Annotated in this window: 15 protein-coding genes and 1 pseudogene; 6 read left to right on the top strand and 10 right to left on the bottom strand. The window is 73.0% G+C overall.

Features of this window, described 5'->3' with window-relative positions:
- Positions 1-4: 4 nt before the first annotated feature.
- Entirely contained in the window at positions 5-340 is a 336-nt protein-coding gene (locus O7628_RS02265; RefSeq protein WP_278127956.1) for a hypothetical protein, read from the bottom strand.
- 252 nt (positions 341-592) lie between these two features.
- The gene (locus O7628_RS02270) at positions 593-1,552 is read right to left on the bottom strand and encodes a heme o synthase (protein WP_278127957.1); all 960 of its coding nucleotides are present in this window, start codon (positions 1,550-1,552) and stop codon (positions 593-595) included.
- 264 nt (positions 1,553-1,816) lie between these two features.
- On the opposite strand from O7628_RS02270, the gene tkt reads away from it, so the two are divergent.
- The 6 genes and pseudogenes from tkt to pgl all read left to right on the top strand — a co-directional run bounded on the left by tkt (position 1,817) and on the right by pgl (position 9,081).
- Complete coding sequence (gene tkt / locus O7628_RS02275; protein ID WP_278127959.1) at positions 1,817-3,955, top strand: transketolase; 2,139 nt, start codon at positions 1,817-1,819, stop codon at positions 3,953-3,955.
- Between the two features lie 17 nt (positions 3,956-3,972).
- Positions 3,973-5,151: a transaldolase gene (tal, locus tag O7628_RS02280; RefSeq protein ID WP_278127960.1), complete on the top strand. Its 1,179-nt coding sequence runs from the start codon at positions 3,973-3,975 to the stop codon at positions 5,149-5,151.
- Positions 5,152-5,209: 58 nt separating this feature from the next.
- Positions 5,210-5,506: pseudogene (locus tag O7628_RS02285) on the top strand (glucose-6-phosphate isomerase); the annotation flags it as partial.
- Between the two features lie 124 nt (positions 5,507-5,630).
- The gene (gene zwf, locus O7628_RS02290; RefSeq protein ID WP_074474338.1) at positions 5,631-7,145 is read left to right on the top strand and encodes a glucose-6-phosphate dehydrogenase; all 1,515 of its coding nucleotides are present in this window, start codon (positions 5,631-5,633) and stop codon (positions 7,143-7,145) included.
- Between the two features lie 31 nt (positions 7,146-7,176).
- Positions 7,177-8,193 (top strand): glucose-6-phosphate dehydrogenase assembly protein OpcA, encoded by a 1,017-nt coding sequence (locus O7628_RS02295; protein WP_074474339.1) that lies wholly within the window; start codon positions 7,177-7,179, stop codon positions 8,191-8,193.
- Between the two features lie 117 nt (positions 8,194-8,310).
- Entirely contained in the window at positions 8,311-9,081 is a 771-nt protein-coding gene (pgl, locus tag O7628_RS02300; RefSeq protein WP_278127962.1) for a 6-phosphogluconolactonase, read from the top strand.
- A gap of 97 nt (positions 9,082-9,178) precedes the next feature.
- Here the strand turns inward: pgl and O7628_RS02305 are convergent, their stop codons facing one another.
- The 8 genes from O7628_RS02305 to rapZ form a co-directional block, all read right to left on the bottom strand.
- On the bottom strand, positions 9,179-9,523 hold the full coding sequence (locus O7628_RS02305; RefSeq protein WP_178065764.1) for an RNA polymerase-binding protein RbpA: 345 nt from the start codon (positions 9,521-9,523) through the stop codon (positions 9,179-9,181).
- Between the two features lie 132 nt (positions 9,524-9,655).
- Positions 9,656-9,922, bottom strand: a complete 267-nt coding sequence (gene secG, locus O7628_RS02310; protein WP_043967510.1) for a preprotein translocase subunit SecG — start codon at positions 9,920-9,922, stop codon at positions 9,656-9,658.
- Positions 9,923-10,017: 95 nt separating this feature from the next.
- Complete coding sequence (tpiA, locus tag O7628_RS02315; protein WP_074474342.1) at positions 10,018-10,809, bottom strand: triose-phosphate isomerase; 792 nt, start codon at positions 10,807-10,809, stop codon at positions 10,018-10,020.
- Positions 10,809-12,008: a phosphoglycerate kinase gene (locus O7628_RS02320; protein WP_278127967.1), complete on the bottom strand. Its 1,200-nt coding sequence runs from the start codon at positions 12,006-12,008 to the stop codon at positions 10,809-10,811. Before O7628_RS02320 ends, tpiA begins: the two co-directional genes overlap by 1 nt.
- Positions 12,005-13,009: a type I glyceraldehyde-3-phosphate dehydrogenase gene (gene gap / locus O7628_RS02325; RefSeq protein ID WP_043967506.1), complete on the bottom strand. Its 1,005-nt coding sequence runs from the start codon at positions 13,007-13,009 to the stop codon at positions 12,005-12,007. Before gap ends, O7628_RS02320 begins: the two co-directional genes overlap by 4 nt.
- Positions 13,010-13,324: 315 nt before the next feature.
- Positions 13,325-14,305, bottom strand: coding sequence for a DNA-binding protein WhiA (gene whiA / locus O7628_RS02330; RefSeq protein ID WP_074474344.1), 981 nt, complete (start codon positions 14,303-14,305; stop codon positions 13,325-13,327).
- 54 nt (positions 14,306-14,359) lie between these two features.
- Positions 14,360-15,388 carry a uridine diphosphate-N-acetylglucosamine-binding protein YvcK gene (gene yvcK / locus O7628_RS02335; RefSeq protein ID WP_278127972.1) on the bottom strand — a complete coding sequence of 343 codons (1,029 nt, stop codon included), beginning with the start codon at positions 15,386-15,388 and terminating at the stop codon, positions 14,360-14,362.
- Positions 15,385-16,338, bottom strand: a complete 954-nt coding sequence (gene rapZ / locus O7628_RS02340) for an RNase adapter RapZ (protein WP_278127974.1) — start codon at positions 16,336-16,338, stop codon at positions 15,385-15,387. The genes yvcK and rapZ overlap by 4 nt, the downstream gene beginning before the upstream one ends.
- Between the last annotated feature and the right edge of the window lie 201 nt (positions 16,339-16,539).

Raw genomic sequence — 16,539 nt, forward strand, 5'->3', positions numbered from 1 at the left:
TCGGTCAACGGGCCATCGTGCGCCGGGCCATCGACCGCCAGAGGTCGTTGCTCGGGCGCATCTGGTCCATCAGCTCGCGCTCCCAGGCGTTCTCGACGGTGACCCCCGCCTTGGCGCACGCCTCGCGCGCGACGCCGGTGTCGTCCGCGAACTGGTCGCCCCAGACCCCGTCGGAGCCGACGAGGACGATGCGCGCGCCGCGCTTGCCGACGTACTCGATGACGGCCTTCGCCCCGCCGTGCCCGGCGGCGAACGACTTGATGCCCGCGACCAGGCCGTCAGGGGTCTGGTCGGCGACGGTCTGCTGAGCCGCCAGCGTCGTATCGGAACCTTCTGCCATGACGCGAAGCCTAAGCAGAGTTCCATCCGGACGTGCGAGAACCATGAACTATTTGTGATGCCGATTACCCTGTGGTTTAAGGAGAACCACAGGTGTTTTGCCCGGTTATATGGGGACTCGGTGCGCCAAAGCGGCCTGCCAAAGTTACACGGTCGTCACAAGTCGCGCGCGCCCGCCCCAAGTCGGGAATGTCGCCCCGGATCGATGGCTCAGCCGCCGGATCGGTGGCGGCTCAGACGCCGGATCGACGGCTCAGACGAGCGCGTCGACGGCGACGGCCGCGAACAGGATGGTGAGGTAGACGTACGACCAGTGGAACAGCCGCATCGGCCGGACCGCGCCGCCGGCGGCCACCTGCCGGCACAGCCGGTGCGCCTCGTAGACGAAGACCCCGCCCGACAGCAGCGCGGTCACGCCGTAGATCGCGCTCATCCCCAGCGGCCAGACGGCCAGCGAGGAGAGCAGCGTCAGCCAGGCGAAGCCGATGATCTCGGCGTTGACCCGGCGGGCCGAGGCCACCACCGGCAGCATCGGGATGCCGGCGCGGGCGTAGTCCGCCTTGTATTTCATCGCGAGCGGATAGAAGTGCGGCATCTGCCAGAAGAAGACCACCGCGAACAGCGCCCACGCCGCCGGGGCCAGCGAGCCGGTCACCGCGGCCCAGCCGATCAGCACCGGCGCGGCCCCGCACGCGCCACCCCAGAAGGTGTTCTGCGGCGTGGTCCGCTTCAGCCACAGCGTGTAGACCAGGTCGTAGTAGGCGATCGCGGCCAGGGTCAGCCCGGCGGCCAGCAGGTTGGTGAACACCGCCATCAGCGTCACCGAGACCACCGCGAGCACCAGGCCGAAGACCAGCGCGCTGCGCGGCGACACCGTGTGCGTCGGCAGCGGACGCCGCTTGGTGCGCCGCATGAGCTGGTCGATGTCGCGGTCGATGTAGCAGTTGAGGACGCTGGCCGCACCGGCGGCGAGCGAGCCGCCCACCAGGACCACCGCCATCAGCCACAGCGACGGCAGCCCGCCCTCGGCGAGCATCATCGCCGGGACGGTGGTCACCAGCAGCAGCTCGACGATGCGCGGCTTGGTCAGCGAGACGTACGCCGAGACCACCGCCCGGACGTCCCGCCGGGGCGCCACCGGGGCGCCTGGCACCGTGCGCACCGGCGGCTGCCCGGCAGAGTTGCTGACGGGGCGCTCGGTGATCGTGCTCACGGATTGCCACCTTCCGGCGTCGGCAGGGGGAGTCGGGTCGGTCGGACCCGTCGGGCCCACACACCGTCCCCACACACTACGCGTCGTCGTTTTCGCTGCCCGCGCGACCCGACCACGGTGCGGACCGTCACACCCCCGGTTGAACGGCGGAAACGCCCAACCGCGTAAAGAAGAGCATGCACAGATCCCGGGGCGGGGGTTTACCCCCGCTCGATAGGGTCATCCGAGAGGGTTCCGCCCAACTGCCGAGGAGTACGACACATCGTGGCTGCCAACCGACCTGAGCAACCCGCACTCAACTGGTCCGACCTCGACCGCCGGGCCGTGGACCTCGTCCGCGTGCTGGCCATGGACGCCGTGGAGAAGTCCGGCAACGGTCACCCGGGCACCGCGATGAGCCTCGCGCCCGCGGCCTACCTGCTGTTCAACCGCGTGATGCGGCACAACCCGGCCGACCCCAACTGGCCGGGCCGGGACAGGTTCGTGCTCTCCGCCGGCCACTCCAGCCTGACCCTCTACATCCAGCTCTTCCTCTCCGGCTACCCGCTGGCCCTGGACGACCTCAAGTCGCTGCGGCAGTGGGGCTCGCTCACCCCGGGCCACCCCGAGCACGGGCACACCCCGGGCGTGGAGACCACCACCGGCCCGCTCGGCCAGGGCCTCGGCAACGCGGTCGGCATGGCCATGGCGGCCCGCCGCGAGCGCGGCCTGTTCGACCCGGAGACCGAGCCGGGCGCGTCGGTCTTCGACCACGACGTGTGGTGCATCGCCTCCGACGGCGACATCGAGGAGGGCATCACCCACGAGGCCAGCGCCCTCGCCGGGCACCAGCAGCTCGGCAACCTCTGCGTGATCTACGACGACAACGAGATCTCGATCGAGGACGACACCCGCATCGCCAAGAGCGAGGACGTCGCGGCCCGCTACGAGGCGTACGGCTGGCACGTGCAGACCGTCGACTGGCGCGCCGGCGACGCCGACCAGGGCGACTACCACGAGGACGTCGAGGCGCTGCACCGGGCGCTGCTGGCGGCGAGGGCCGAGACCGGCCGACCCTCCTTCGTCGCGCTGCGCACCATCATCGGCTGGCCCGCGCCCAACAAGAAGAACACCGGCAAGATCCACGGCTCGGCGCTCGGCGCGAGCGAGGTGGCCGCCACCAAGGAGCTGCTCGGCTTCGACCCGGCGCAGAGCTTCCAGGTCGACGAGGACGTCCTCGGGCACGCCCGCCGGGTCCTGGAGCGCGGCGCGGCGGCGCAGCAGGAGTGGGAGCGGACGTACGCGGGCTGGGCCGAGGCCAACCCGGAGCGCAAGGCGCTGTGGGACCGGATGGCGCAGCGGGCGCTGCCGGAGGGCTGGACCGAGGCGCTGCCGACGTTCCCGGCCGACGCCAAGGGCGTGGCCACCCGGGCCGCGTCCGGCAAGGTGCTGGAGGCCCTCGCCCCGGTGCTGCCGGAGCTGTGGGGCGGCTCGGCCGACCTGGCCGAGAGCAACAACACCACCATGAAGGGCGAGCCTTCGTTCGTCCCGGCGGTGCACGCCACCAAGGACTTCCCGGGCCACGAGTACGGCCGGACGCTGCACTTCGGCATCCGCGAGCACGCGATGGGCGCGATCCTCAACGGCATCGCCCTGCACGGCGGGACCCGCCCGTACGGCGGCACGTTCCTGGTGTTCAGCGACTACATGCGCCCGTCGGTGCGGCTCGCCGCGCTGATGAAGCTGCCGGTGGTCTACGTCTGGACGCACGACTCGATCGGCCTCGGCGAGGACGGCCCGACCCACCAGCCGGTGGAGCACCTGACCGCGCTGCGCGCCATCCCCGGCCTGGACGTGGTCCGCCCGGCCGACGCCAACGAGACCGCGTGGGCGTGGCGGCAGGCCCTGGAGCACACCGACCGGCCGACCGCGCTGGCGCTGAGCCGGCAGGCCCTGCCGACGCTGGACCGGTCGACCCTGGCCGGCGCCGAGGGCGTCGCCAAGGGCGGCTACGTGCTGGCCGAGGCGTCCAACGGCAAGCCGCAGGTGATCATCATCGGCACCGGCTCGGAGGTGCAGCTCTGCCTCACCGCCCGGGAGCGGCTGGAGGCCGACGGCACCCCCACCCGGGTGGTGTCGATGCCGTGCCAGGAGTGGTTCTACGAGCAGGACGAGGCGTACCGCGAGTCGGTCCTGCCGCGCGGGGTGAAGGCCCGGGTGAGCGTGGAGGCGGGCATCGCGATGTCCTGGCGCGGCATCGTCGGCGACTCCGGCGAGAGCGTCAGCATCGAGCACTACGGCGCGAGCGCCCCGCACACCGTGCTCTTCGAGCAGTTCGGCTTCACCCCCGACCGGATCGTGGCCGCCGCGCACGCGGCGCTCACCCGGGTGGGCGACATCACCGGTTTCACGACCGGCAACTGAAGGGGAGCGAGGACGACATGACGGACAGGCTCAGCGAACTCACCGCCGCCGGGGTGGCGGTCTGGCTCGACGACCTCTCCCGGGTGCGGCTGAGCTCCGGCGGGCTGGACCAGCTCCGCCGGGAGCAGCACGTGGCCGGGGTGACCACCAACCCGACGATCTTCGCGAAGGCGCTCGCCGACGCCGACACCTACGACGGGCAGCTGCGCGACCTCGCCACCCGTGGGGTGGAGGTGGAGGAGGCGGTGCGCATGCTCACCACGTACGACGTGCGGTGGGCGTGCGACGTGATGCGCCCGTCGTACGACGGCAGCCAGGGCGTCGACGGCCGGGTCTCCATCGAGGTGGACCCGCGGCTGGCGCACGAGACGGAGAAGACGGTCGCCGAGGCCAAGGCCCTGTGGTGGCTGGTCGACCGGCCCAACCTCTACATCAAGATCCCGGCCACCGAGGCGGGCCTGCCGGCGATCACCGCGACCCTGGCCGAGGGGATCAGCGTCAACGTCACGCTGATCTTCGGCCTGGACCGCTACTCGCAGGTGATGGAGGCGTTCCTCGCCGGCCTGGAGCAGGCGAAGGCCAACGGCCACGACCTGTCGAAGATCGGCTCGGTGGCGTCGTTCTTCGTCTCCCGGGTGGACAGCGAGGTCGACAAGCGGCTGGAGAAGATCGGCTCCGAGCAGGCGAAGGCGCTGCGCGGCAAGGCCGCCGTGGCCAACGCCCAGCTCGCCTACGAGCGCTACAGCGAGGTGTTCTCCTCCGACCGGTGGCAGGCCCTCGCCGACGCCGGGGCGCACCCGCAGCGCCCGCTGTGGGCGTCCACCTCGACGAAGAACCCGGACTACCGGGACGTCATCTACGTCGAGGAGCTGATCGCCCCCGGCACGGTGAACACGATGCCGGAGTCGGTGATCCACGCGTACGCCGACCACGGCGAGACGCGCGGGGACACCGTCACCGGCGCGTACGACGCGGCCCGCCAGGTCTTCACCGACCTGGGGTCGGTCGGCGTCGACATGTCCGACGTGATCGGCGTCCTGGAGCGCGAGGGCGTGGAGAAGTTCGAGGCGAGCTGGCAGGAGCTGCTCGACGGGGTGCGCAAGTCGCTCGCCGCGGCGGGCCAGGGCACCGGGCGGCCCGGCCAGGCCGCCAAGGGCAACGCGGACAAGGCACAGCAGGTGGGTGGCAACGCGTGACAGACGGTCGTGGCGACGCCCCGGGGCACCGCCCCGGGGCGTCCCGCGCCGTCGACCCGTCGCCGGGGCGACCGCCCGTCCGGTGACGCTCGGTTGAGGGCCGCGCTACCTGCACGCCACCGGCCAGTACCACAAGGGTGGTCCACAGGTAGGGAGTTTCCTTCAGTTGACCGGTACGGTCGGGGATGATCTGCCGGTGCCCGGAAAGCCGTACTCCCCCGGGAGGCTCCAGGCCGCACAGGCCACCGGCGTTCGGTGGGCCCTGGCCCGCCGGGGCCGCCCGGTGCTGCGGCTGCACCTGACCGACCGGTCGGCGGGGGTGGCCCAGCTGCTCGCCGCGGCCCGGCAACTGTGAGCGTGACGATGGACGATGTGGAACCAGCGGAGCTAGGAGGCACCGTGCGTGCGAGGAGTGGGCCGGTCTTGCGAGCCCCGCAGTCGCGGACCGAGGTGACCCTGGTGGGTCCGGAGGTGATCCGGTGAACCCGCTGCGCGACCCGCAGGACCGGCGGCTGCCGCGGATCCCGGAGCCCTGCGCTCTGGTGATCTTCGGGGTGACCGGTGACCTGGCGCGGAAGAAGCTGCTGCCGGCGGTCTACGACCTGGCGAACCGGGGGCTGCTGCCGCCCGGCTTCGTGGTGCTGGGCTTCGCCCGGCGCGACTGGTGCGACGGCGACTTCGAGTCGCTGGCCCACGACGCGGCGAAGGAGCACGCCCGGACACCGTGGCGGGAGGAGGTCTGGGGCCGGCTGGCCGGCAACATCAAGTTCGTCGGCGGCTCGTTCGACGACGACGCCGCCTTCGACAAGCTCGCCCAGACCCTGAACAACCTGCGCGAGAGCCACGGCATCCACGGCAACGCGGCGTTCTACTTCTCGATCCCCCCGGCGGCGTTCCCCGTGGTGCTCAAGCAGCTCGCCCGCACCGGGATGGCCGACAACGAGAAGTGCGGCGGCTGGCGTCGGGTGGTGGTGGAGAAGCCGTTCGGGCACGACCTGCCGTCGGCCAAGGAGCTCAACGACCTCGTCGACGACGTCTTCACCCGGCAGGACGTCTTCCGGATCGACCACTACCTGGGCAAGGAGACCGTCCAGAACATCCTGGCCCTGCGGTTCGCCAACAGCCTGTTCGAGCCGCTGTGGAACTCCAAGTACGTCGACTCGGTGCAGATCACCATGGCCGAGGACGTCGGCATCGGCAGCCGGGCGGGCTTCTACGACTCGGTCGGCACGGCCCGCGACGTGCTCCAGAACCACCTGCTCCAGCTCCTCGCGCTGGTCGCGATGGAGGAGCCGACCAGCTTCGACGCCGACGAGATCCGCGCCGAGAAGCTGAAGGTGCTCAAGGCGATCACCCTGCCGAAGGACGTCTCGCGGGGCACCGTGCGCGGCCAGTACCTGCCCGGCTGGGTGGGCGGCCAGCGGGCCGTCGGCTACCTCGACGAGGACGGCGTGCCGGCCGACTCGACCACCGAGACGTACGTGGCGGTGGAGCTGGGCATCCAGAACCGGCGCTGGGCCGGGGTGCCGTTCTACATCCGGGCCGGCAAGCGGCTGCCCCGGCGGGTCACCGAGGTCGCCATCATGTTCAAGAAGGCCCCGCACCTGCCGTTCAACCAGGCCGACATGGAGTCCCTCGGCCCCAACCAGCTCGTCATCCGGGTGCAGCCCGACGAGGGCGTGGTGCTCAAGTTCGGCTCCAAGGTGCCGGGCACCACGATGGAGGTCCGCGACATCGCGATGGACTTCCAGTACGGCGAGGCGTTCACCGAGTCCAGCCCCGAGGCGTACGAGCGGCTGGTGCTGGACGTGCTGATCGGCGACCGTACCCTCTTCCCGGACGCCGCCGAGGTCGAGCAGAGCTGGGCGGTGGTGGACCCGCTGGAGCACGCCTGGGAGGGCACGAAGCCGGAGCCGTACCGGTCCGGCGAGTGGGGTCCGCGCGCCGCCGACGAGATGCTGGCCCGCGAGGGCCGGGCGTGGCGCAGAGCGTGAGCGAGCACAGCGAGCAGACCAGGAGGCTCCATTGATCGGGCTGTGGGACACCACCGGCAACGAGGTGGTCAAGGCGCTCGCCGCCGAGCGGCGCAGCGCGGGCGGGGTGGCCAGCGGCATGGCACTCACCCTGATCGTGGTGGTCGACGAGAAGCGGGTCCGCGAGGCGGAGGCGGCGGCGACCATCGCCGCCGCCGCCCACCCGTGCCGGCTGCTCGTGGTGGTCCGCTCCGACATCGAGCGGGACCGCAACCGCCTCGACGCGGAGATCGTCGTCGGCGGGCGGCTCGGCCCGTGCGAGGCCGTGGTCACCCGGATGTACGGCCGGCTGGCGCTGCACGCCGAGTCGGTGGTGATGCCGCTGCTGGTGCCGGACGTGCCCGTGGTGACGTGGTGGCACGGCGAGCCGCCGGCCGAGATCGCGACGGACTTCCTGGGCGTCGTCGCCGACCGGCGGATCACCGACTCGGCGCAGGCCGACGACCCGATCGCGGCGCTGCGCCAGCGGGCCCGCGACTACGCGCCGGGCGACACGGACCTGGCGTGGACCCGGATCACCCCGTGGCGCACGCTGGTCGCCGGGGCGTTCGACACCACCGAGGCGCGGGTGACCGAGGCCCGGGTGGTGGCCCCGCCGACCGACCCGACGGCGGCGCTGATGTGCGGCTGGCTGACCAGCCGGCTCGGCATCGCCCCGCGCTGGGAGCCCGCGCCGGAGGCGCCCAGGATGCGCGAGGTGCAGCTCAGCTGCGCCAACGGCGACGAGCTGACCCTCACCCGGGACGACAGCGTGGCGACCTTCCGGCGCACCGGGCAGGACGACCGGCAGCTGCCGCTGACCCGCCGGCCGCTCGGCGACGAGCTGGCCGAGGAGCTGCGCCGGCTGGACGCCGACCAGGTCTACGCCGAGGCGCTGGGGGCGATGGCCGGCCTCCGGGGGTTGCAGCAGCGGCCCGCCCAGCGGGTGCACGTCTGGAAGGACCCGGCGACGGCGAAGCGGGCCGAGGCGGGGATCAGCGCCCACGCCGGCACGAGCACCAACGAGTGACGGGGTGGCCCGGGTCGACCACGGCGGTCGGCCCGGGCCGCCGCCGACGCGACGGAGGGCCGGGTGGCCCGAGGGCACGACGGACCGCGAGGGCGGTCGGGAGGCGAAGGCACATAGATGAGTGAGGCGAGTGTCGCCGTGCACGCCGATGCCGACCTGCTGGCGCAGGCGGTGGCGGCCCGGCTGGTGGTGCGGCTGCTCGATGCGCAGGCCGAGCGGGGCCAGGCGTCGATGGTGCTGACCGGCGGGCGGATCGCGGCGGCCGTCTACCGCGCGGTGGCCGCGTTGCCGGCCCGGGACGCGGTCGACTGGTCCCGCGTCGACGTCTGGTGGGGCGACGAGCGGTTCCTGCCCGCCGGCGACCCGGAGCGCAACGAGACGCAGGCCCGCGCGGCGCTGCTGGACGCGCTGCCGCTGGACCCGGCGCGGGTGCACCCGATGCCCGCGTCCGACGGCCCGACCGGCGACGACCCGGAGGCCGGGGCGGCCGAATACGCGGCCGAGCTGGCCCGCGCGGCCCGCCCGGGGCACGCCGCGCTCCCCCACTTCGACGTGCTGATGCTGGGGGTGGGCGAGGACGGGCACGTCGCGTCGGTCTTCCCCGAGCACCCGGTGCACCACGACACGCGGCCGGTGAGCGCCGTACGGGGCAGCCCCAAGCCGCCGCCGGTGCGCACCACGCTGACCCTGCCGACGATCAACACGGCCGAGGAGGTCTGGCTGGTCGCCAGCGGCGCGGACAAGGCCCGCGCGGTGGGCATGGCGCTGGCCGGGGCCGGCCCGGTGCAGCTCCCGGTGGCCGGGGCGCAGGGCGTCAGCCGCACCCTGTGGCTGCTGGACCGGGCGGCGGCGGCCGAGGTGCCGCCGCGCCTGCGCAGCCTCCGCTGACGCGGTAAGGAAGGGCCCCCTGTTAACGCATTTTGCATAGCAGGGGGCCCTTCTTAACGCTCCCGGCCCGGCAACCGGCCGGGCGGTGGGGCCCCGCTCAGGAGCCGCCCCGGCGGCGGCGCAGGGCGGCCAGGGCCTCCGCCAGCAGCGCCTCCCCCTGCTCGGGGGTGCGCCGCTCCTTCACGTACGCCAGGTGGGTCTTGTAGGGCTCGGGGCGGGCCCGGCCCGGCGGGTCCGCCGGGTCCTGACCGGCGGGGAGCCCGCAGCGCGGGCAGTCCCACAGCGTCGGCGGCGCCGCGTCGGCCGCGATGGGCACGTCGACCCGGTGGTCGTTGCGGCACCAGTAGCTGACCGGCCGACGCGGGGCGGGCACGTGCCGCTCGCCGAGGCGTTCCGGCCCTGACCCGACCCGGGTGCCCCGGATGACGTTGCCACTCGTCACGCTGCTCGCTCCTGTCGTCGGAGGGGACCGCCGCGCAGGCGGGCGGCGGCGACGCGGTGCAGCACAGAAACAACTGCGCGCGGTCCGTCGGTGACGGACCGCGCGCAGATTGTACGACTCGCGGGCTCGCTCTCAGGCCCCGCTGCCGCTGCCGACCTGGAGGCGCAACCAGAGCCCCAGCCCGACGATGCAGGCGAACCAGACGATGCCCACCAGGACCGTGTAGCGGTCGAGGTTCTTCTCGGCCACGGAGGAGCCGGCAAGGCTGGAGCTGACCCCGCCGCCGAACATGCTCGACATACCGCCGCCCTTGCCGCGGTGCAGCAGGATCAGCATGGTGAGCATGATGCTCGTGATCGTCAGCAACACGATCAACGTGTATGCGAACCAGATCGGCATGGCTGGGGTCAGTCCTCTCGTAGCGATCCTCGCCCGGACAGGTCGGGCACTGCGGCACCGGCCGGTGGACGGGCGGAGTCAAGGATAGCGAGCCTTCAGCGGCTGATGTGCTCCGGGAACCGGCAGATCTTGGCGAATTCCTCGCCGTCGAGGCTCGCGCCGCCCACCAGGGCCCCGTCCACGTCCGGCTGGGCCATGATCGAGGCCACGTTCGAGGACTTCACCGACCCGCCGTAGAGGATGCGCACCTGGTCGGCGGTCGCCTGGTCGTAGGTCTCGACGAGGCGCTTGCGCACCTCACCGCACACCTCCTGGGCGTCCTCCGGGGTGGCGGTCTTGCCCGTCCCGATCGCCCACACCGGCTCGTACGCCACGACGACCTTGGTGACCTGCTCCGGGGTGAGCCCCCGCAGCGCGCCGTCGAGCTGGTCGCAGCAGTGCGGCACGTGCCGCAGCTGCTCGCGCACCTCCAGGCCCTCGCCGATGCACAGGATCGGGGTGAGCCCGTGGGCCAGCGCGGCGGTCACCTTGTCGTTGACCAGCGCGTCGTCCTCGTGGTGGTACTGCCGCCGCTCGGAGTGGCCGACCACCACGTAGGTGCAGCCGAGCTTCGCCAGCATCGCCCCGGAGATGTCCCCGGTGTACGCCCCCGACGGGTACGGCGACAGGTCCTGCCCGCCGTAGCCGATGAGCAGCTTGTCGCCCTCGATCGCGGTCTGCACGGTGCGCAGGTCGGTGAAGGGCGGCAGCACGACGCACTCGACGTCGGTGAGCTGCTGCGCGGTGAGGCTCGCGGCCAGCTTCTGCACCAGCAGGTTGGCCTCGAGGTGGTTGAGGTTCATCTTCCAGTTGCCGGCCATCAGCGGCCGGCGGGTGATCGCCGCCATCAGTCCTCCAGCGCCGCGATGCCGGGGAGGGTCTTGCCCTCCAGGTATTCCAGCGACGCGCCGCCGCCGGTGGAGATGTGCCCGAACGACGAATCGTCGAGCCCCAGCGCGCGGACCGCCGCCGCGCTGTCGCCGCCGCCGACCACGCTGAACGCGTCGGCCTTGGTGATCGCCTCGGCCACGCCCCGGGTGCCGTTCGCGAACGCCGCCATCTCGAACACGCCCATCGGGCCGTTCCAGAAGATCGTCTTCGCGTCGGCGAGCGCGGCGGCGAAGCCAGCCACCGTCTCCGGACCGATGTCCAGCCCGAGCCGGTGACTCGGGATGGCGTCCGCGCGGACCGTGTCGTGCGCCGCGTCGGGGGCGAAGGCGTCCGCCGCCACCACGTCGACCGGGAGCAGGATCTTGCCCTCGGCGCGCTCCAGGAGGTTGCGGCAGGTCTCGACCATCTCCTCCTCCAGCAGCGAGGTGCCCACCTCGTGGCCCTGGGCCTTGAGGAAGGTGAAGCACATCCCGCCGCCGATGAGCAGCCGGTCGACCTTCGGCAGCAGCGCCTCGATCACCGCGAGCTTGTCGGAGACCTTCGAGCCGCCGAGCACCACCACGTACGGGCGCTCCGGCTCGCCGGTCAGCTTGGCCAGCACCTCCACCTCGCGCAGCACCAGGCGGCCCGCGACGTGCGGCAGCCGGGCCGGCACGTCGAAGACGCTGGCGTGCTTGCGGTGCACCGCGCCGAACGCGTCGTCGACGTACGCCTCGCCGAGGGCGGCGAGCTGGTCGGCGAACGCGCCCCGCTCCGCATCGTCCTTGCTGGTCTCGCCCTTGTTGAAGCGCAGGTTCTCCAGCAGCGCGACCTCGCCGTCGGCGAGCGCATCGACCGTGGACCGGGCGGACTCGCCGACGGTGTCCTCGGCGAACCGCACCTGCGCGCCGAGCAGCTCGCCGAGGCGGGCCGCGACCGGACGCAGGCTGAACTGCGGGTCGGGCGCGCCCTTCGGGCGGCCCAGGTGCGAGAAGACCACGACCTTCGCGCCCGCCCCGGTCAGGGCGGTCAACGTCGGCAGCACCGCGCGGATGCGGCCGTCGTCCGTGATCTTCCCGGTCTGCTTGTCGAGCGGGACGTTCAGGTCGGCGCGCACGAGCACGCGCCGACCCGACACCCCCTCGGCGAGCAGGTCGTCGAGGTTGCGGATGGTCACAGCGACTGACCCACCAGCTTGACCAGGTCCACCAGGCGGTTCGAGTAGCCCCACTCGTTGTCGTACCAGCCGACGACCTTGACCTGGTTGCCGATGACCTTGGTCAGCGGCGCGTCGAAGATGCACGACGCCGGGTCGGTGACGATGTCGGCGGAGACGATCGGGTCCTCGTTGTAGACCAGGACGCCCTTGAGCGGGCCCTCGGCGGCGGCCTTCAGCGCGGCGTTGACCTCGTCGACCGAGGTCTCCCGGCCCACCTCGACGGTGAGGTCGGTGGCCGAGCCGGTGGGGATCGGCACCCGCAGCGCGTACCCGTCGAGCTTGCCCTTCAGCTCCGGCAGCACCAGGCCGATGGCCTTCGCGGCGCCCGTGGAGGTCGGGACGATGTTCAGCGCGGCGGCCCGGGCGCGGCGCAGGTCCTTGTGCGGCGCGTCCTGGAGGTTCTGGTCCTGGGTGTACGCGTGGATGGTGGTCATCAGACCCTTGGTGATGCCGAACGTGTCGTGCAGCACCTTCGCCATCGGGGCGAGGCAGTTGGTGGTGCAGGAGGCGTTCGAGATGATCGTGTGCTTGGCCGGGTCGTACTGGTCGTGGTTGACGCCCATGACGACCGTGACGTCCTCGTTCTTCGCCGGGGCGGAGATGATGACCTTCTTGGCCCCGCCGTCGACGTGCGCCTTCGCCTTGGTGCCGTCGGTGAAGAAGCCGGTCGACTCGATGACCACGTCGGCCCCGACCTCGCCCCACGCCAGCTTCGCCGGGTCGCGCTCGGCGAACGCCTTGATGGTCTTGCCACCGACGGTGATCTCGTCGGCCGTCGCCTTGACCTCGTGCGGGAGGCGACCCAGGATGCTGTCGTACTTGAGCAGGTGGGCGAGCGTCGCGTTGTCGGTCAGGTCGTTGACGGCCACGACCTCGATGTCCGCGCCGGACGCCAGCACGGCCCGGAAGAAGTTACGGCCGATGCGGCCGAAGCCGTTGATGCCAACCCGGATGGTCACAGGTCCCATCTCCTCGCGTTCTTATCCGCCGGCGTGGAATCGGACCGGCGAAGTGGTGTGCGCCGACCGTTGGAGTCGGCCGTTGACAGTTCGTGTCGGCCACCCCGCCGCGGCCCGAGAGAACCTGACCGCCCGAGGCGGTGTGCACGGCGAGAGTGCCGGTGCCGGCCCCCTTGCCGTACGCAACGACCCTATCCGAGCGCGTGGCGGCGCGGTGCGCCGGGTGGTGATCCGCTGCGCGCTCCCGGGGCCGGCGCGCGCCCCGGTCGACGCGCGGCGGGACGGGCCCGCCGCCCGCCCACCGCCACCGTCCTATCAGACCACGAGCATGTCGGGCGTGACGGCCGCTTCCGTATCCGGGATGCCCAGGTCGCGGGCCCGCTTGTCGGCCAGGGCCAGCAATCGGCGGATCCGGCCGGCGATCGCGTCCTTGGTCAGCGGCGGGTCGGCGAGCGCGCCCAACTCCTCCAGGGACGCCTGCCGGTGCTCCAGGCGCAGCCGGCCGGCGGAGGTGAGGTGGTTCGGCGCGTCCTCGGCGAGGATCTCCAGCGCCCGCGTCACCCGGGCGGCGGCGGCCACGGCCGCCCGCGCCGAGCGGCGCAGGTTGGCGTCGTCGAAGTTGGCCAGCCGGTTGGCGGTGGCCCGCACCTCGCGGCGCACCCGGCGCTCCTCCCAGGCCAGCACGCTGGAATGTGCTCCTATGCGGGTGAGCAGCGCCGCGATGGCGTCGCCGTCCTTGACCACCACCCGGTCCACCCCGCGCACCTCGCGGTTCTTCGCGGTGATGCCGATGCGCCGGGCCGCGCCGACCAGCGCCAGCGCCGACTCCGGGCCCGGGCAGGTGATCTCCAGCGCGCTGGAGCGGCCGGGCTCCGTCAGCGAGCCGTGCGCCATGAACGCCCCCCGCCACGCGGAGACCGCGCAGCAGACGTTCGCGGCCACCACGTGCGGCGGCAGGCCCCGCACCGGGCGGCCCCGCACGTCCAGCAGCCCGGTCTGCCGGGCCAGGGCCTCGCCGTCCTTGACCACCCGGACGATGAAGTGGCTGCCCTTGCGCAGCCCGCCGGAGGCGAGCACGTGGATCTCGCTGGAGTAGCCGTAGACCTCCGCGATCTCCCGGCGCAGCCGCCGGGCCACCGCCCCGGTGTCCAACTCGGCCTCGACCACCACCCGGCCGGAGACGATGTGCAGCCCGCCGGCGAAACGCAGCAGCGCCGCCATCTCCGCCCGCCGGCAGCAGGGCTTGGGCACGTCGACCCGGCTCAGCTCGTCCTTGACCGCAGCCGTCATCGCCATTGTGCGCCCCCTCACGGACCGGTTCCGGCGTGTCGCCGGAGATTACGTACGTGCTTAACGATCGGCGCCCAGGACAGGCACCAGGGCGGCACCCAGGGCGGCCGGATCGTGACGGGGTTCGCCGTCGGTGACGGCGACCGGGGCGAGGACCAGCCGGGCACCCAGCGATTCTGCCGCACGTTCGACCGGCGCGGGATCGCCCACCGCCTTGGAGTCCGCCAGCACCAGGTCCACCGCCAACTCGGGCAGATAGTGCCGCAGGGTGGCCAGGTGGTCGGCGAGGGAGAGCCCGAGGGTCTCCTTCTCCGCCGCGAGGTTGAGCGTGACCAGCCGCCGGGCCGGGCTCGCCACGATCGCCGCCGCCAGCCCCGGCACCAGCAGGTGCGGCAGCACGCTGGTGTACCAGCTACCCGGCCCGAAGATCAACCAGTCGGCCTCGGCCGTCGCCGCCACCGCCTCCGCGCAGGCCGCCGGGGTCGTCGGGGTCAACCGCAACGACTCCACCCGCCCCCCGGTCACCGCCACCTGGTGCTGGCCGCGCACTCTGCGCACCTCGTCGGGGTACGCCGGGTCGGCCCCGCGCACCCGCGCCTCGATGCCGACCGGCTGGCGCGACATCGGCAGCACCCGGCCCACCGCGCCGAGCATCGCCCCGGCGTGCTCCAGGGCGGCCACCGGGTCGCCGAGCAGCTCGATCAGCCCGCAGAGCACAAGGTTGCCCACGGCGTGCCCGGCCAGCCCGTCGTCGGTGCCGACCGGGTCGCCGGGGGTGTCGGCGAAGCGGTGCTGGAACAGCCCGGCGGTGCGCCGGGTGGCCGGGTGGTCCCCGGCGAGGGCCACCAGCGCCTGCCGCAGGTCACCCGGGGGCAGGCCGCCCCGGCGGGCGCGCAGCCGGCCACTGGAGCCGCCGTCGTCGCCGACGGTGACCACGGCGGTGATGTCCAGGTCCAGCTCCGGCACGCACCGGCGCAGCGCCCGCAGGGACACCGACAGGCCGTGCCCGCCGCCGAAGGCGACCACCCGGGTACGCCGCCCGTCGCCCCGCCCGCCGCCCGCTCCCGGGGGCTCCGCCGGCGGCGTCATTCCCGTCCCAGGTCGCGGTGTTGCGCGTTGGCCGCCAGCCCGGCGTGGCGCAGCCGGGCGGCCAGCTCCTCGGCGATGGCCACGCTGCGGTGCTTGCCGCCGGTGCAGCCGACCGCCACGGTCAGGTACCGCTTGCCCTCCCGCTCGAACCCGGCGGTGGTGGCGTTGACCAGGTCCGCGTACGTCCCGACGAAGGCGTCCGCGCCCTCCTGGCCCAGCACGTACGCGCTGACCGCCCCCTCCCGCCCGGTGTGCTCCCGCAGCTCGGGCACCCAGTACGGATTCGGCAGGAACCGGGCGTCGAGGACGAAGTCGGCGTCCGGCGGGAGGCCGTACTTGAAGCCGAAGGAGAGCACGGTGATCCGCAGCCGGCGGGCGTCCTCGCCGCCGAACAGCTCCTCGATCCGGCGGCGGAGCTGGTTGACGTTCAGGTGGCTGGTGTCGATGATCACGTCGGCCTGGTCGCGGGCCTCCTCCAGCAGGCCCCGCTCCACGGCGATGCCGTCGGCCAGCCGCCCGTCGCCCTGCAACGGGTGCGAGCGCCGGACGCTCTCGAACCGGCGGATCAACACCTCGTCGTCGGCGTCGACGAAGACCACGCGCGGGGAGAAGCCCCGGTCCTTCAGCTCCCGGATCGCCCCGGCCAGGTCCGTGGAGAAGGCGCGGGAGCGCACGTCCAGCACCATCGCCGTGCGCCGGGCGGCGCCGCCGGCCTTGACGGCCAGCTCGGCCATGTCGAGCATGAGCGCCTGGGGCAGGTTGTCGACGACGTAGTAGCCGACGTTCTCCAGTGCCCGGGCCACCGTGCTGCGCCCGCCGCCGGACACGCCGGTCACCACCACCAGGGTGGTCTCCGCCTCCGCGGCCACGGGCAGCGTGTCCGTGGCCGCCCCCGCCGCCGCTGTCGGGCCGTCGCCGGCCGGAACCTCGGGCGTCCGCGCCTCGTTCACTGCCCACTCCCCACGGATGACGCACGGCCGACCTGACCGCGGTGGCCGACCTAGAACTCTATCCCGCCCGCCCCCCGAACCCCGGCAACCACCCCGCCCCGCCACCCCTCGCCCCCTCCCGCTGTTCCCCCGCCGCTCCGCGCTCCCGCCACCTCCCGCCGCCTGCCTGCCCCCCCGACCTGCCCCGCCGACCTGCCCAGC

It is taken from the genome of Micromonospora sp. WMMD956 (assembly GCF_029626125.1).
In the GTDB taxonomy this organism is placed as follows: domain Bacteria; phylum Actinomycetota; class Actinomycetes; order Mycobacteriales; family Micromonosporaceae; genus Micromonospora; species Micromonospora carbonacea.

Excerpts from the sequence above, each read along its gene's own strand:
- secG (WP_043967510.1), bottom strand. The coding sequence starts at position 9,922 with ATGCCGATCTGGTTCGCATACACGTTGATCGTGTTGCTGACGATCACG.
- pgl (WP_278127962.1), top strand. The coding sequence starts at position 8,311 with ATGAGTGAGGCGAGTGTCGCCGTGCACGCCGATGCCGACCTGCTGGCG.
- whiA (WP_074474344.1), bottom strand. The coding sequence starts at position 14,305 with ATGGCGATGACGGCTGCGGTCAAGGACGAGCTGAGCCGGGTCGACGTG.
- O7628_RS02265 (WP_278127956.1), bottom strand. The coding sequence starts at position 340 with ATGGCAGAAGGTTCCGATACGACGCTGGCGGCTCAGCAGACCGTCGCC.
- tpiA (WP_074474342.1), bottom strand. The coding sequence starts at position 10,809 with ATGGCGGCGATCACCCGCCGGCCGCTGATGGCCGGCAACTGGAAGATG.
- tal (WP_278127960.1), top strand. The coding sequence starts at position 3,973 with ATGACGGACAGGCTCAGCGAACTCACCGCCGCCGGGGTGGCGGTCTGG.
- yvcK (WP_278127972.1), bottom strand. The coding sequence starts at position 15,388 with ATGACGCCGCCGGCGGAGCCCCCGGGAGCGGGCGGCGGGCGGGGCGAC.